Source organism: Enterococcus sp. AMC2644, from assembly GCF_058216475.1.
The window spans coordinates 1392866-1408598 of record NZ_CM177095.1 but is presented as its reverse complement, the minus strand read 5'-3'; the positions used below and the strand labels follow the sequence as shown (position 1 = coordinate 1408598).

The 15733-nt window shown below is 36.9% G+C and carries 15 protein-coding genes and 1 other annotated feature; of the genes, 9 read left to right on the top strand and 6 right to left on the bottom strand.

The genetic code is table 11. From position 1 onward, the window contains the following. Window positions 1-47: 47 nt before the first annotated feature. Window positions 48-692: a VTT domain-containing protein gene (locus AC4BC5_RS06880; protein WP_490497375.1), complete on the top strand. Its 645-nt coding sequence runs from the start codon at window positions 48-50 to the stop codon at window positions 690-692. Between the two features lie 109 nt (window positions 693-801). On the opposite strand, the gene AC4BC5_RS06875 is transcribed toward AC4BC5_RS06880, so the two are convergent. Continuing rightward, window positions 802-2424, bottom strand: coding sequence for an ABC-F family ATP-binding cassette domain-containing protein (locus AC4BC5_RS06875; protein ID WP_490497374.1), 1623 nt, complete (start codon window positions 2422-2424; stop codon window positions 802-804). Window positions 2425-2826: 402 nt separating this feature from the next. Between AC4BC5_RS06875 and AC4BC5_RS06870 the strand changes: the two genes are divergently transcribed. Next, on the top strand, window positions 2827-3645 hold the full coding sequence (locus AC4BC5_RS06870) for a ZIP family metal transporter (protein WP_490497373.1): 819 nt from the start codon (window positions 2827-2829) through the stop codon (window positions 3643-3645). A 45-nt stretch (window positions 3646-3690) separates the two neighbouring features. On the opposite strand, the gene AC4BC5_RS06865 is transcribed toward AC4BC5_RS06870, so the two are convergent. Continuing rightward, window positions 3691-4188: an FUSC family protein gene (locus AC4BC5_RS06865; protein ID WP_490497372.1), complete on the bottom strand. Its 498-nt coding sequence runs from the start codon at window positions 4186-4188 to the stop codon at window positions 3691-3693. A gap of 174 nt (window positions 4189-4362) precedes the next feature. Between AC4BC5_RS06865 and AC4BC5_RS06860 the strand changes: the two genes are divergently transcribed. Next, window positions 4363-5055, top strand: coding sequence for a PASTA domain-containing protein (locus tag AC4BC5_RS06860; protein WP_490497371.1), 693 nt, complete (start codon window positions 4363-4365; stop codon window positions 5053-5055). A gap of 45 nt (window positions 5056-5100) precedes the next feature. Here the strand turns inward: AC4BC5_RS06860 and AC4BC5_RS06855 are convergent, their stop codons facing one another. From AC4BC5_RS06855 to proB, 3 genes are all read right to left on the bottom strand, one after another. Beyond that, entirely contained in the window at window positions 5101-5304 is a 204-nt protein-coding gene (locus AC4BC5_RS06855) for a hypothetical protein (RefSeq protein ID WP_490497370.1), read from the bottom strand. Window positions 5305-5376: 72 nt separating this feature from the next. Next, entirely contained in the window at window positions 5377-6621 is a 1245-nt protein-coding gene (locus AC4BC5_RS06850; RefSeq protein WP_490497369.1) for a glutamate-5-semialdehyde dehydrogenase, read from the bottom strand. Window positions 6622-6623: 2 nt separating this feature from the next. Then, window positions 6624-7424: a glutamate 5-kinase gene (proB, locus tag AC4BC5_RS06845; RefSeq protein ID WP_490497368.1), complete on the bottom strand. Its 801-nt coding sequence runs from the start codon at window positions 7422-7424 to the stop codon at window positions 6624-6626. A 261-nt stretch (window positions 7425-7685) separates the two neighbouring features. Here proB and AC4BC5_RS06840 point away from each other — a divergent pair, with 261 nt between their 5' ends. The 4 genes from AC4BC5_RS06840 (at window position 7686) to AC4BC5_RS06825 (ending at window position 11996) form a co-directional block, all read left to right on the top strand. Continuing rightward, entirely contained in the window at window positions 7686-8669 is a 984-nt protein-coding gene (locus AC4BC5_RS06840; protein WP_490497367.1) for a P1 family peptidase, read from the top strand. A gap of 243 nt (window positions 8670-8912) precedes the next feature. Beyond that, window positions 8913-9416 carry a dCTP deaminase/dUTPase family protein gene (locus tag AC4BC5_RS06835; protein WP_490497515.1) on the top strand — a complete coding sequence of 168 codons (504 nt, stop codon included), beginning with the start codon at window positions 8913-8915 and terminating at the stop codon, window positions 9414-9416. 11 nt (window positions 9417-9427) lie between these two features. Further along, window positions 9428-10798, top strand: a complete 1371-nt coding sequence (gene radA / locus AC4BC5_RS06830; protein ID WP_490497366.1) for a DNA repair protein RadA — start codon at window positions 9428-9430, stop codon at window positions 10796-10798. Between the two features lie 79 nt (window positions 10799-10877). Next, complete coding sequence (locus tag AC4BC5_RS06825) at window positions 10878-11996, top strand: PIN/TRAM domain-containing protein (RefSeq protein ID WP_490497365.1); 1119 nt, start codon at window positions 10878-10880, stop codon at window positions 11994-11996. A gap of 76 nt (window positions 11997-12072) precedes the next feature. Here the strand turns inward: AC4BC5_RS06825 and AC4BC5_RS06820 are convergent, their stop codons facing one another. Next, complete coding sequence (locus AC4BC5_RS06820) at window positions 12073-12519, bottom strand: helix-turn-helix domain-containing protein (RefSeq protein ID WP_490497363.1); 447 nt, start codon at window positions 12517-12519, stop codon at window positions 12073-12075. A 639-nt stretch (window positions 12520-13158) separates the two neighbouring features. On the opposite strand from AC4BC5_RS06820, the gene AC4BC5_RS06815 reads away from it, so the two are divergent. Next, window positions 13159-13590, top strand: a complete 432-nt coding sequence (locus AC4BC5_RS06815; protein ID WP_490497362.1) for a YxeA family protein — start codon at window positions 13159-13161, stop codon at window positions 13588-13590. A 273-nt stretch (window positions 13591-13863) separates the two neighbouring features. Beyond that, the gene (gltX, locus tag AC4BC5_RS06810) at window positions 13864-15321 is read left to right on the top strand and encodes a glutamate--tRNA ligase (protein ID WP_490497361.1); all 1458 of its coding nucleotides are present in this window, start codon (window positions 13864-13866) and stop codon (window positions 15319-15321) included. Next, window positions 15321-15518: a binding site (T-box leader), on the top strand. Its footprint overlaps the gene before it by 1 nt. Window positions 15519-15733: the final 215 nt, after the last annotated feature.

The following is a 15733-nucleotide window of genomic DNA, read 5'->3' as shown; positions in this document are numbered from 1 at the left end:
GATAAAAAACAGTGAAAACTATACTAAGAAAAGATGGATGGGAAAAAATGATTATTATTGATTTTATTTTACATGTTGATGAACACTTACTTTATTTAGTACAACAGTATGGTGCAGGCATTTATCCGTTATTATTTGCTATTTTATTCATTGAAACTGGCTTAGTTGTCTTTCCATTTTTACCAGGAGACTCTTTGTTGTTTGCAGGCGGAGCTTTGGCTGCTATCAGTAACAGTTTGAGTTTACCTTTGATTTTAGTGACTTGCATTGTGGCATCAATTTTAGGTAACACGATTAATTATAGTTTGGGTCGTCACTTTGGCACACATGCTTTGTACGAAGGAAAACTATCACGTTTTATCAAAGCGGAAGAACTGCAAAAAGCGGAAAATTTCTTTAATGAAAAAGGCAAATATACTATTTTCATTGGACGATTTTTACCATTTATTCGGACATTCGTCCCCTTTATTGCTGGTTCAACTAAGATGAATCGTAGTACATTCATGTTTTATAATGTGATTAGTGGTTGTTGTTGGGTCTTATTAGCAACATTTGCTGGCTTTTTCTTAGGGAATATTCCTTTTATCAATGCGCATTTTTCAATGATTATGCTCGTTATCATTTTTGTGTCTTTATTACCAATGTTAATTTCTGTAGCAAAAGGTTGGCAAGCAAGAAGACAAGCGCAATAAAAAATGGTGAGATAAACTTACTTAATAATAAAATAGCCAAACTATTTAGCGATTTTTTGCTAAATAGTCTGGCTATTTTTTTCTTGTTTTTATCTATATCATAGTTTTTTTATTCGTACAGCGCAGCTACACGTTTTTGTAAATCTGCATTTTCTAAGAATTCATCGTAAGTTGTTTCTGCACGATCCACAATTCCATTAGCAGAGACCACGATAATGCGGTTAGCTAACGTTTGGATAAATTGATGGTCATGTGAAGCAAATAATAATGAACCTGTAAAGGCCATTAACCCTTCGTTCAACGCTGAAATTGATTCTAAGTCTAAGTGGTTGGTTGGATCATCTAAAACCAAGACGTTGGCTTTTGACAGCATGTTTTTTGATAACATACAACGGACTTTTTCGCCCCCAGATAGGACGTTGACTTTTTTCAAGACTTCATCGCCAGAGAATAACATTCTTCCTAAGAAACTACGTAAGAAAGTATTGTCATCTTCTTCTTTGCTGGCATATTGACGTAACCAATCTAAAATCGTTAAATCATTATCAAATTCTGCGCTAGGGTCTTTTGGTAAGTAAGATTGGCTTGTTGTGACACCCCAACGAACAGTTCCTGTATCAGGTGTTAACTCGCCCATAATTACTTTAAATAAAGTAGTCGTTGTAATATCGTTGTTAGCGACAAAGGCTACTTTATCGTCTTTATTTAAGGTAAATGAGATATTGTCTAAGATTTTTTTACCATCAATGGTTACACTAACATTCTCTACTTGTAATAAGTCATTGCCAATTTCGCGTTCAGGTTTGAAACCAACGAATGGGTAACGACGAGAAGAAGGTTGGATATCATCTAGAGTAATTTTATCTAACATTTTTTTACGAGAAGTCGCTTGTTTCGATTTTGAAGCATTCGCAGAAAATCGTGCGATAAATTCTTGTAATTCTTTGATTTGTTCTTCTTTTTTCGCATTTGATTGCGATTGTAATTTCGCAGCTAATTGACTTGATTCTAACCAGAAATCGTAGTTTCCGACATATAATTTAATTTTACCAAAATCTAAATCAGCCATATGCGTACATACTTTGTTTAAGAAGTGGCGGTCATGAGAGACTACGATAACTGTATTTTCAAAGTTAATTAAAAATTCTTCTAACCAAGCGATTGATTGAATATCTAATCCGTTGGTCGGCTCATCTAGTAATAGAACGTCTGGTTGGCCAAATAGCGCTTGTGCTAATAACACTTTGACTTTTTGTCCAGCTGTTAATTCGCTCATGTAAAGTTGGTGTAATTCTTCTGGGATATTTAACCCTTGTAGTAAAACAGCAGCTTCTGGTTCAGCTTCCCAACCATTTAACTCGGCAAACTCGCCTTCTAATTCAGCAGCTTTGATACCATCTTCGTCACTAAAATCTTCTTTCATATAGATAGCATCTTTTTCTTTCATTACGTCATATAGACGTTTATGTCCCATGATAACTGTTTCAATAACTGTATACTCTTCAAAATCAAAGTGATTTTGTTTTAAAACAGCCATACGCTCATCAGGGCCTAATGCTACATTCCCTGTCGATGGTTGGATTTCTCCGGATAATATTTTTAAAAAGGTTGATTTACCAGCACCATTTGCACCGATCAAACCATAGCAATTTCCGGGTGTAAACTTAATATTCACATCATCAAAAAGTTTGCGATCTGAAAAATGCAAACTAACATCACTTACTGTAATCAATTCTTTTCCTCACTTTTACATGTATTCTAGACTAAGGTCTCCTAGCATTATATCGGTGATAGTCAAAAGTTTCAAGGTATTGCGTTGGAATTCACGAATTCCTAGTTTTTTAAGGTGCAAGCAAAACAATTTTAAAGAGAATGACCAAAGACAGAACGATAGGAAGCCAATGGTTAAAACTAATAATCGGGGTGGTGAATGCAATTGGTACTTGCTCCATTTGTAAGAAACGAATGAAAGGACACTGGAATCAATCTGACTAGGAAAATTCATATGCGAGGCATTCAATTCTATTAGCCTTTATTGAAGATAATGAAGTATTTTATCCCCTTTCCTTGATATTTCTTTGGATTAACCTTAAAATAAAAGCGATATCATTCAGTAAAAATAATGGAGGAAAAAATGGTCGATTGGTTAGTCAGTTTACAACCTTGGCAACAGGCATTAGTGGGCACAGGATTTACCTATTTTATGACAGCGTTAGGTGCAGCATTGGTTTTTTTCTTTAAAAGTATTAATCGAAATGTTTTAAGTACGATGTTAGGCTTTGCATCGGGAGTAATGATTGCGGCGAGTTTTTGGTCATTATTAGATCCGGCCATTGAACGGGCAACAGAAAATGGCGACATTCCCTGGCTTGTAGTCAGTATTGGTTTTGGTTTAGGCGGGTTATTTTTATATGTTGCGGATAAAATTTTACCGCATTTACATTTTGGGCAAAACGAAGAACCGGAGGGAATTCCAAGCCATTTTAAACGGACTATTTTGCTTGTCTTTTCAATTACTTTACACAATATCCCTGAAGGATTAGCAGTAGGGGTAGCTTTTGGCGCAGCTGCTAACGCCAGTGATCCTCGAGCGGCAGTTTTAGCGGCATTGTCAGTAGCCATTGGAATTGGCATTCAAAATTTCCCAGAAGGAGCCGCTGTCTCAATTCCTTTACAACAAGAAGGCTTAAGCCGAACGAAAGCTTTCTTTCATGGACAGGCATCCGGGATTGTAGAACCCATAGCAGGAGTTATTGGGGCTTTATTGGTAACCAAAATGACAATGATTTTGCCTTATGCTTTGGCATTTGCGGCAGGGGCGATGATTTATGTTGTTGTCGAAGAATTAATTCCAGAAGCCCATCTTTCATCACCTACAAGACGTCATTTTGGCGTATTTGGTACAATGCTAGGTTTTGTAATTATGATGATTTTAGATGTAGCCTTGGGATAAAGGGTGAATTAAAACTAAGAATTATTTGAAAAAAAGACTTGGAATTCAGTTTTTCAACTGTTTTTCCAAGTCTTTTAACATGTTTCGGTTTGGCAATATTTGATTTACTCCAATTGCTACAAACATACCGATAAAACTATCGATTACCCGCGCAAACGCATAATGATAGGATTCAGTTTCAGGAATCATAAATAAAATCGTTAATAATGTTGCACATGCGCCTACAGTTCCTTCTTGATAACCAAAATGAGATAGAAGCGAAATCATAAAAATAATTAATAAAGGCATGATGAAGAGTTGCGTTTCCTTGCCATCACCAAATAATTTAAAAAGAAAGATGGCAACAATTGAAAACATTGCACCGAAGGAATTGCCAACAACGCGATGTTTACCAAATTTTAAGGTATTAATCATATCCTCACGTAAAGTGAAGACCGCAGTAAGTGCAGCAACAACATATGTTTCCCGATGAAAAATAATACTAATTAAGATACAAATAAAGACACTCAGTCCCGTCTTGATCGTGCGTAACCCGATTTTCAAAAATACTTCCTCCGTAATTTGCTAGATAATTGGTAGTATATCAAGAAACTTCCTGAAAATGAAATGAAAACCAAATTTCTGATAAAGACAGATTCAACCTATCGCAAGTGTCGTCAGGACTATTCTTTGATATAATGGGAATGAGAACGGATTTTCTTATTAGGAGGAAGAACGATGGGAAAAAAAGAAGGGCGTATCGGAAAACTTCTCGGACCAGTTGGAAAAGTCTTACGTGTGATCCCTGATTCTACAGAATTGATTAATAAAACAATTGAAGAGACAGCACCAATTATTTCAAAAGAATTAGATAATCGACGTGAAAATAAAAAATTATACAAAGATGTTCCAGCAGTTATTGAATTACATGTTACAAGAGCGAAAGAGATTTTGGAAAATCTAGGGTTTATTACACAAGAGGTTTTAGCACAACCTAATAAAAAATATCAGAATAAAACAGATGGTGAGGTGGTTGCCATTTCACCTAAAGGAAAAACAGCAAAAATTGGTTCATTGATTAAGCTTTATTATGTCAATGAGCAAGTAATTTCAGAGTCACGTCAGCGTGAGTTACCCGATGTGATTGGCATGAATGTGGAAGAAGCAAAAGCTTTTTTATTAAATGAGGGGTTAAAGCCGGTCTTAAAACTAGCGACACCACATAAAAAATATGCGTATACTCATGAAAATATTGTCGTAGACTCAAATCCTAAATTGGCCTTATTTCATAAACATGTCAAAGTAGGCAGTATGATTCAATTGTATTATGTGAACGATTATGTTTTGACTCAAAGCAAAAAATTATTAGAAGAAAAAACACCAAAAACAGTCGGTTCTAAAAAATCATTATTTTTTAAAAAGAAAAAATAAAACAGCTAATCCTTCAAAAGATCAGCTGTTTTTATCTGAATGTTATTAGTAAGATTGACGATTATTGCCTCTTCTAGCGCCAGTTAACCAACGGACAACAAAGAAGGCGATTAATAACGGAATTCCAAATCTAAATGCTACATAGAATAAGCCACCTACTAAGGACAAAAGAATCTTAATAGCAAAACTTGCGATAATCAAACCAATTACTAACTTAATAATAGTTGACACTGTCGAATTATTCATCATTTTTCCTCCTGTTTTTCTTCTTGTACTTAATTTATCAAAAAGAAACAGGAAAAACATCCGTCTTAAGAAGGATTATCCACGAATTTGTCCATCACCATAGACAATATATTTTGTTGAAGTTAATTCTGGTAAGCCCATTGGTCCGCGTGCATGCAGTTTTTGAGTAGAAATACCGATTTCTGCACCAAATCCAAAGACAAAGCCATCCGTAAAACGTGTCGATGCATTGACGTAGACAGCAGCAGCATCAACTTCTTTTAAGAATTTTTGTGAAGCAAAGTAATTGTCAGTAATGATAGCTTCTGAATGTTTGGTGTTGTAATGATTAATATGTGCAATGGCTTCTTCAATGGAATCTACAACTTTTACTGCCAAGATATAATCAAGGTACTCTGTTGCCCAATCCTCTTCTGTCGCTACACTGGCATTTGGTAAAAATGGCAGTGCACGTTCATCGCCACGGAATTCCACTTGACCCTCAAGAGTTTCTGCTAATTTTGGCAAGAAAAATTCAGCAACATCTTGGTGTACTAATAAGGTTTCAATCGCGTTGCAAACAGAAGGGCGTTGCACTTTAGCATTGACTGTAATGTTTAGTGCCATTTGTAGCTGTGCGTCTTTATCAACATAGACATGATTGTTTCCGGTACCTGTTTCAATTACTGGCACAGTCGCTGTTTCTTTCACACGCTGAATCAAACCAGCGCCTCCACGAGGAATTAAGACATCCAAATAGTCCGTTAAACGCATCAATTCGTTAGCTACTGCGTGTGAGGTATCATCAATGAATTGAATTGCATAAGGAGAAAAATTATTTGCGACTAACGTATCTTGTAAAATTTTGACTAAAATTTGATTGGAATAAAATGCTTCTTTTCCACCACGTAAAATGACAGCATTTCCAGTTTTGAAACATAGACTTGCTGCATCAGTGGTAACGTTTGGACGTGATTCATAAATAATCCCAATGACGCCCAAAGGCACACGTTGACGGCCAATCATCAAACCATCTGCATTTTTCCACATTTTTTCTACTTCGCCAATTGGATCTGGTAATTGAACGACTTGGCGAATGCCATCTGCCATTTCTTGGATGCGTTCGTCGGTTAGACGCAGGCGATCTTTCATGGTTTCTTTGATTCCATAGTCATCCGACTTTGCTAAGTCTTGTGCATTTGCTGCTAAAATTACAGGCGTATTTGCTTCTAGTGCGTCTGCCATTTTTGCTAATAATTGATTTTTTGAGGCAGTATCTAATAAACCAAGTTGATAGGCACTTTCTTTTGCTTGTTGCCCTAATTTGTTTAAATCTGTCATACTCATTCCTCCTCAAAGAATGTTCCAATTTCTTCGCCGTTGACAATATCAAAAATAACTTTTGGACGTTTCCCATTTGCCAAGACCATGGCACTATGATTTTCTAATACGCGTTGGGCAGCTTTTAGCTTGCTATACATACCACCAGTCCCATATTGACTACCTTTGCCACCTGCACGAGAATACAAATCATCATTGATTTCTGTTACCCGTGAATACAATTTGGCATTTTTATTCGTCGTCGGGTTATCGGAATAAAAGCCGTTAATATCAGAAAGCATAATCAAAAGATCGGCATCAATCAATTGTAGTACGATAGCAGAAAGTTGGTCGTTATCACCAAACTTGGTTGTATGGTCTAACTCATCAACTGCCACCGTATCATTTTCATTAATGATTGGGATGATCCCCATTTTTAACAACTGATTCAAGGTGTTGACTACATTTTTGCGACTCTCCGGAAATTCAATGACATCACGTGTTAATAAGACTTGCGCTGTTTGTTGGCTATAGGTTCCAAAGCGTTGGCCATAAATAGACATAAGTTCTGCTTGTCCAACAGCTGCGACTGCTTGTTGTTCAGGAATGGACGCTGGACGGCGTTCTATGTTCAGTTTATTCATCCCCACACCGACGGCTCCAGAAGAAACCAAAATGACTTCTTTCCCGCGATTTCTTAAATCTGTTAAAGCAAATGCCAATTCGTCAATACCAGCTAAATTAATATTGCCATTGGGGTAGATTAAGGAACTGGTTCCAATTTTAATGACGACACGTTTGGCTTTGTGTAAATTTTTTCGCATAAGCTACCTCTTTTAGTTTATATAGTGTTTCTATTGTACTAGCAAAAAGGTATTTCGTCATGTAAATTCTTTCAAAATTCAGAAAAGTTGAGAGGATTTTTTTTTTTACAAAAAAGCTCCGTTCCATGTTAGCAACGTATTGGTTACGAGTAAGCCGTCAAAATAGTACTAGCGAAAGAACATAAACTTGCTTACAATTGATATAACTAATTATTTTGGCAAAATAGCAATAAAAAATTGGAATGAAAGCAGGAACAAGTGATGGAAAATAATACACAAAGTCTTAACTGGAAAGTTATTCCAATCAGTACTATTGAAGGTGTACGTTTTGGCCAAGTGCAGCGTATGGATGGTATGACTGGTGTCTCTGTTGCCTTATTCACGAAGGATAATACAGCCGGCTTAGATATTAGTGGCGGTGGCCCTGCCAGTCGCGAAGCTCATTTGTTAGCGCCACTCACTGATGATAAATCAATCAATGCGGTTGTTTTTTCAGGTGGTTCAGCTTATGGATTAGCCGCTTCGGACGGTGTCATGCGTTACTTGGAAGAGCGTCATATGGGGTATGCTGTGGGAAAAGTCGTTGTTCCCCTAGTAGTTCAATCTTGTATTTTTGACTTGAACATTGGTCATGCGAATATTCGACCGGATGCAGATCTGGGCTATGCGGCTTGTGTTGCTACGGAAACAGCTGAAGAGCCGCTTTCTGGAAGCGTTGGTGCCGGTACCGGAGCAACAGTTGGGAAATTATGTGGTATGCCACAAAGTCAGAAAGCTGGTATTGGATATTTTGCTGTAGAAGTGGGGGATCTGCAAATTGGTGCAATGGTTGTCGTGAATGCGGTGGGTGATGTTTTCGATTATCAAACAGGGAAAAAAGTAGCGGGAGTAGTCACCCCAGACCGAAGCGATTTTTTACCAACAGATGACTTAATGATTCAGGCACAACAAGCGTTAACGAACGGTGCCAATACGACGTTGGCAGCTATTTTTACGAATGGTAAATTTTCAGCCCCTGAAATGAATCGTATTGCAGTCATGGCACGGACTGGCTTGGCTCGTTCGGTACGACCAGTTAATACGATGGCAGATGGCGATGCGATTTATACTTTTTCACTTGGAGAAGTGGTGGTTGATGTGAATGTGGTCGGGACGTTGGCGGCGAATGTTCTTTCAGAAGCTATTTTAAAAGCGATGGCACACACAACAATTTCTGAAACAGACTATTTGCAGTTGATTGACTAACTTTTCTTTTATCTAGCAGACAAGCTGAACGATGCAGTCAGTATCGTTCAGCTTATTTGTAGATGCAGCTATTTTCCCACTTGTCGCTCAATTGCGAAAAAGTTAGTCATAGTTTTACGTTTTTTCAACAGAAGAAACAAACTTTCTTCGTATTTTTTGCGTAAGCTAATCTCTAGTCCATTAACTTTCAGTTTTTATGCGAACTTATGTTAAAATGAGCATAGTATTTATTGGAGGTTTATGATGAAAAAACGAGGATTTGAACTTGTTACAAGTTTTGAAGGACAAAACATTAATTTACCTGTACGCGCAACCAACCATGCGGCAGGTTACGATTTTGAAGCAGCAGCGGATGTAGTGATTCCGAGTATTTGGAAGCAACTGCTCTCACGTAGTATTGGAAACAACCCAGCAGTTGAAAAAAAAATTAAGCCTGTATTGGTACCGACTGGCATTAAAGCTTACATGGGCGAGGATGAGTTCTTGCAATTAGCAAATCGCTCTAGCAATCCCTTGAAACGTTTCTTAGCTTTAAGTAATGGAATTGGCGTGATTGATAGCGATTATTATAATAATGCAGCAAACGAGGGACATATCATGTTCCAGTTTACTAATTTTGGTTTACGTGATGTCACGATTAAAAAAGGAGAACGAATTGGTCAAGGCATTTTCTTACCATTTTTAAAAGCCGATCAAGACGAAACGATGGGTGAACGTACAGGCGGTTTTGGTTCTTCTGATAAATAAAGGAGGGCAAGATGGCGAAAAAAGCAAAAACCCAATTTGAATGTCAGCACTGTGGGTACATTTCACCGCGATATTTAGGAAAGTGTCCGCAATGTGGTAGCTGGAATTCAATGGTAGAAGAAAAGATTCAAGATACGTCTGATCGTCGGACACGTACGACATTAACTGGACAAAAAATGCAACCGATGAAATTAGCAGATGTCATACCGAAAAAAGAACCCCGTGTCCAAACGCAATTAGGCGAGTTAAATCGTGTGTTGGGTGGCGGTGTTGTACCAGGTTCAATGGTATTACTTGGTGGTGACCCGGGAATTGGGAAGTCAACGTTACTTTTGCAAGTTTCCCAACAATTGGCGGCAACCGGTGGCAAAGTTCTATATGTTTCTGGAGAAGAAAGTGCGGAGCAAATTAAAATGCGGGCGCAACGTTTAGGCGTGGTGGATAATGAATTTTATTTATATGCAGAAACGGACATGCACGATATTAGTCGGGCAATCGAAAGTTTAGAACCAGATTATGTGATTATTGACTCGATTCAAACAATGACGCAACCCGATATTAGTAGTGTTGCGGGTAGTGTGAGTCAAGTTCGTGAAACTACAGCTGAATTGTTAAAAATTGCTAAAACCAATGGCATTGCAATTTTTATTGTCGGACACGTGACTAAAGAAGGATCAATTGCAGGTCCACGAATGTTAGAACATATGGTTGATACCGTATTGTATTTTGAGGGCGAACAGCACCAAAGTTTTCGTATTTTACGAGCTGTCAAAAATCGTTTTGGTTCAACCAATGAGATTGGTATTTTTGAAATGCGTGAAGGCGGATTGGAAGAAGTTGCCAATCCTTCACAAGTTTTTCTTGAAGAACGCTTAGCCGGTGCGACAGGTTCGGCAATTGTGGTAGCAATGGAAGGAAGTCGTCCAATTCTTGTCGAAATTCAAGCATTGGTAACACCGACTATGTTTGGGAATGCCAAACGTACAACTACGGGTCTTGATTTTAATCGTGTGTCACTCATTATGGCAGTCTTGGAAAAGCGTGCTGGTTTATTGTTACAAAACCAAGATGCGTATTTAAAAGCTGCTGGTGGTGTGAAATTAAACGAACCAGCCATTGATTTAGCAATTGCAATGAGTATTGCCTCTAGTTATAAAGAAAAAGGAACAGATGCAACGGAATGTTTCATTGGTGAAATTGGTTTGACAGGAGAAATTCGACGAGTAAATGCGATTGAGCAACGAGTGAAAGAAGTACAAAAATTAGGATTTAAAAAAGTCTATGTACCCAAAAATAACTTAGTAAATTGGGAACCACCTAAAGGAATTAAGGTGGTAGGTGTAGCGACATTAGAGGAAGCCTTAAAACGTGTTTTTCGTTAAGAAAACTAAAACAACGTAGATTAAACTCATTCAGTATGAGAAAATGAATACATACTGAATGAGAATTGGAGGATGGAATATGCAAAAACGTGTCATTACAGTCCTAATGGTTATTGCTGGAGTAAGCATTGGTGTATCTTTATTACCGCTTGCTTGGAATACTATTGGACAAACCAATAATGACTGGCTAAATAATACAGTTACCAATAGCTTATTAGGCGCAATTATTTTCTATTTATTTTCTTTGCTAGTGGTAAACCAAATTTCAGCTGGGATTAAAAAAATCGAAAAAAAATTAAGTGAATTTAGTCTAACCTACCTATTATTTGGTGCAATAGGAACGATTATTGGCTTAATTATTGGGGTAATAGTTTCTATCCCGTTGTATAACTGGAATGTTCCTTTTGTAAATAGTGTGGCACCGATTTTAGTCATGTGTTTACTGGGCTATCTAGGATTCCAAATTGGGACAACGCGTATTGAAGAATGGAAAAAAATCTTTGGTTCAAGAAATAAAAAAACTGAAACACAAGCGGAGCAACAGTTGTTGGATCGTAAATCCGAAGATGCGTTTCATAAGTACAAAATATTAGATACGAGTGTCATTATTGATGGTCGTATTTATGATATTGCTAAAACAGGCTTTTTAGAAGGAGTTATCATGATTCCGAATTTTGTCTTGTATGAATTACAATACATTGCTGATTCGGGTGACAGTTTAAAACGTGTTCGTGGTCGTCGTGGTTTGGATATTTTAAATGCATTGCAAAAAGAAGAAGGCATTACGGTTGAAATGTATGACGGTGATTTTGAAGATATTACCGAAGTTGACAGTAAATTATTACGACTAGCGAAATTATTAGACGGCGTCGTGGTGACGAATGACTACAATTTAAATAAAGTTGCAGAGTTTCAAAACGTTCCTGTTCTAAATATTAATGCTCTGGCAAATGCTGTCAAACCGGTTGTTATTCCTGGCGAAGCAATGGAAGTTTTAGTGGTGAAAGCTGGAACTGAACGTCAGCAAGGGGTTGCGTATCTAGATGATGGTACAATGGTTGTGGTAGAAGACGGTCAACACTACATGAACGAACGAATCAAGGTCATTGTGACGAGTGCGTTACAAACAGCAGCTGGTCGCATGATTTTCGCCAAACCAGCACATTCTGGTCGCGGACTTGACAATAAAGAAAATTAAGAAAAAGCTGTAATATTCGTTGCTGAAAAACTATCCGAACAATTTTTATGTGTGCGGATAGTTTTTTTTGCTAGTTTTAGATATAGTTGTTCTTAAAAATATCTGATCCAATAGAACCGATAATCATTAATGCTAACGGGACGAATGAGTAGAGAAAGGAATCTGAATAAAAAGTGAATGCCATTCCGGTGACTTTTGTCAAAATGAATAAAACAATTTTGGTAATAATCAATATGCCACCCAAAGCAGTCAACGCATCAAAACAAGCTTTTACTTTAGGATATTTTAATTTTTTACTGTCAGTAATAATTTTATTTTTCAAATAAACATCTCCTTTCAAAAGTTCATCAATTGTAATGTTAAAAATATCGCTTAATTGAATAAGGGTTTCAATCGTGGGATATCCCTTTTCTCGCTCCCACTTTGAGATGGATTGTCGACTGATGTTTAAACGGTTCGCTAAATCTTCTTGAGAAAGATGATGTTTTTTGCGTTCCTCTTTGAGTATTTTGTGAAAATCCAATTTGTTCACCTCCGACTATTATCGTAACTGTTACAGCTGTTTTAGGGAAGAACCTTATTGTAGCAAGCTGTAACCGCATCGTTGCAATGGGATAATTCCAATTAAATTTCAATGACGAAAAAAAATTTATTTCAAAATTGGTATAATAAAAAAATAATGTACTACCATAATAGCTAATTATCTACTACCTTAATAAAAACGTCAAAAGACAGCGTGAGAGTAGACGAGGGTTTGGTTTTGACGTTTTGTTAGAAAACGCTTGTAAAAAAGTGGTTTTATTATATGATATTGTTGTAATTCCGTTATATAAAATATGTTGATTCGAAGTATTATTTTATTAAGTAACTAGTGCTAAAATTTTTGTGGATCCTACCTTAGTTGGTACTAAAGTAGATGTTTCTACGTATGTTACTTCTGGTATTCAGCCATTAACAGGGGGATATCTTTATAAGAATGGTAGAATTACAAGTCATTCTGGGATTTCGACTTTTTTGGCCTTCAAGCTTACTAAACTTGTGCATTTGAAATAGAGCAGAAATGTGTACTGTTGTTTTAGGACAGTAGAGTATGATTCTGATGAGTACGTAGCTAAAGAGTGTGATATAACAATTAATTTAGCCAAAAAAATTATAGGAGAACATGATGATGAAAAAAATAATTATAATTATTGGTTCAGTGATGGTCGTATTAGTTTCAGCATTACTATTTATAAATAGTAAAAAATATGATAATGAAATTTTAGATAGACTAAACCCCCTATTAGAAAAGAAGACAGGCTTTGCGGTTTTGCCAGTTAATGTTACTTACAATAATGGTTCAGAATATGACGAAGAAAAAGCTAAAAATAGAGAAGGGTACCAGATACCTGATGACTATACTACATTAGTAATCGACTCTCCTGATGAAGATGATAGAAACGTATTAACTTTTTCTGGTGGTCAATCACCGGACGGAAAAAATTATGCTAAAGTAACTCATAAGGGTTTATATGTATATAAAATAGAATTTATTTCTTGGGATGAAATACCTGAAGATGTCCAAAATAGTTTTGAAAAATCTAATATCAATTAATTTTGGTGGTATGTAAATTAAATATAGTATATGTCTATAGTCGTGAGAAAGATTTACCTGAAGAATCAGATGGTCGATAAAGCTCCGGTTTGAAGTAAAAGTCTAAAGAAAGAGAAAAAGTTGTTTAAAAAGCGGATTAGTTGGTCGGTTGACTTTACTAATCTGCTTATTAAATGTACAATTCTAGCTGAAAGGCTTATTTTTTAGATAAGCAGGAATCTATTATCGAAGCTAATTGTTAGCATTCGCATTCAAAAGAAGAGGAAGATGACAATGACAAAAGTACGTGTACGTTATGCACCAAGTCCAACTGGGCATTTACACATCGGAAATGCTCGAACAGCATTATTTAACTATTTATATGCGCGTCACAATGACGGTGAATTTATTATCCGTATTGAAGACACCGACCAAAAACGTAACATTGAAGATGGCGAAAAAAGCCAATTAGAAAATTTAAAATGGTTAGGCATTAATTGGGATGAATCACCAGAAAATCCAGGTGCATATGGTCCTTACCGTCAGTCAGAGCGTAAAGAAATTTATCAACCCTTAATTGACCAACTATTAGCAAGCAATCGTGCATACAAGTGCTATTGTACCGAAGAAGAATTAGAAGAAGAACGTGAAGCGCAACGTGCACGTGGCGAAATTCCTCGTTACGGTGGTAAATGTGCCAATCTTTCTGTTGAAGAACAACAAGCCAAAGAAGCAGCAGGGATTCAACCAGTTATTCGCTTCCGTGTACCGAAAAATGTGGAATATAAATTTGACGATATTGTAAAAGGTGAAATTGTCTTTGAATCAGATAACGTTGGTGGCGATTTTGTTATCCAAAAACGTGACGGTATGCCGACATATAATTTTGCAGTGGCCGTGGATGATCATGAAATGAAAATTACGCATGTGTTACGTGGTGATGATCATATTGCTAATACGCCAAAACAAATGATGATTTATGAAGCATTTGGTTGGAAAACACCACGTTTTGGGCATATGACATTAATTATCAATTCAGAAACAGGTAAAAAATTAAGTAAGCGTGATGAATCAATCCTACAATTCATTGAACAATACCGTGAATTAGGTTACTTACCAGAAGCAATGTTTAATTTCATCGCTTTATTAGGTTGGTCGCCAGTGGGTGAAGACGAGTTGTTCTCTCAAGAAGAAATCGTTAAAATGTTTGATCCAAATCGTTTAAGTAAATCTCCTGCAGCTTTTGATGGCAAAAAGTTAGAATGGATTAATAACCATTACATGAAACAATTAGATTTAGACGTATTGACAGACATGTGTGCACCTTATTTAATTGCGGATGGACGTATGGAAGAAAATCCAACACCAGAACGTTTAGAATGGTTGAAAAAAGTTGTCAGCTTATACCAACCACAAATGAGTTATGCAGCAGAAATCGTTGAAGTGTCTAATCTATTCTTTACAGAACATCCAGTATTGGATGAAGCAGCTAAGGAAGTTTTAGCAGGTGAAACCGTACCAACTGTTTTACAAGCTTTTAAAGCACAATTAGAAGCAATGGAAGTTGTTGATGCACCAACTGTTAAAGCAGCCATTAAAGCTGTTCAAAAGGAAACTGGCATTAAAGGTAAAAACCTGTTTATGCCAATTCGTGTAGCTGTTTCAGGACAAACACACGGACCAGAATTACCAGATACAGTTGAATTATTAGGAAAAGAAAAAGCACTAGCACATTTAAATCAAGTTTTATAATAAACACAGTGAACAGACGAAGTACAAGTTTCCTTTTTTCAAGAGAGATTGCGGTTGGTGAAAGCAATCATTAAGGACTTGGAAATGCACCTGGGAGTGGCTTTGGTAAAAACCAAAGACGGCAAAGCCCGTTACGCTTACATGAGGCAGAGACATTCTGCAAATAAAAGTGGAACCACGCCCAAAGCGTCTTTTAAATAGGGAAACCTATTTAAAAGACGCTTTTTGCTGTGAATCACAACGACTCAGCGACTGTAAGGAGCAGAGAGTTGATGATGAACAGCACTAGCAGAGCGAAGCGAGGGTAGTCCCCTTTCCCCCGAATCACAACGACTCAGCGACTGTAAGGAGCAGAGAGTTGATGATGAACAGCACTAGCAGAGCGAAGCGAGGGTAGTCCCAACACCCGAAT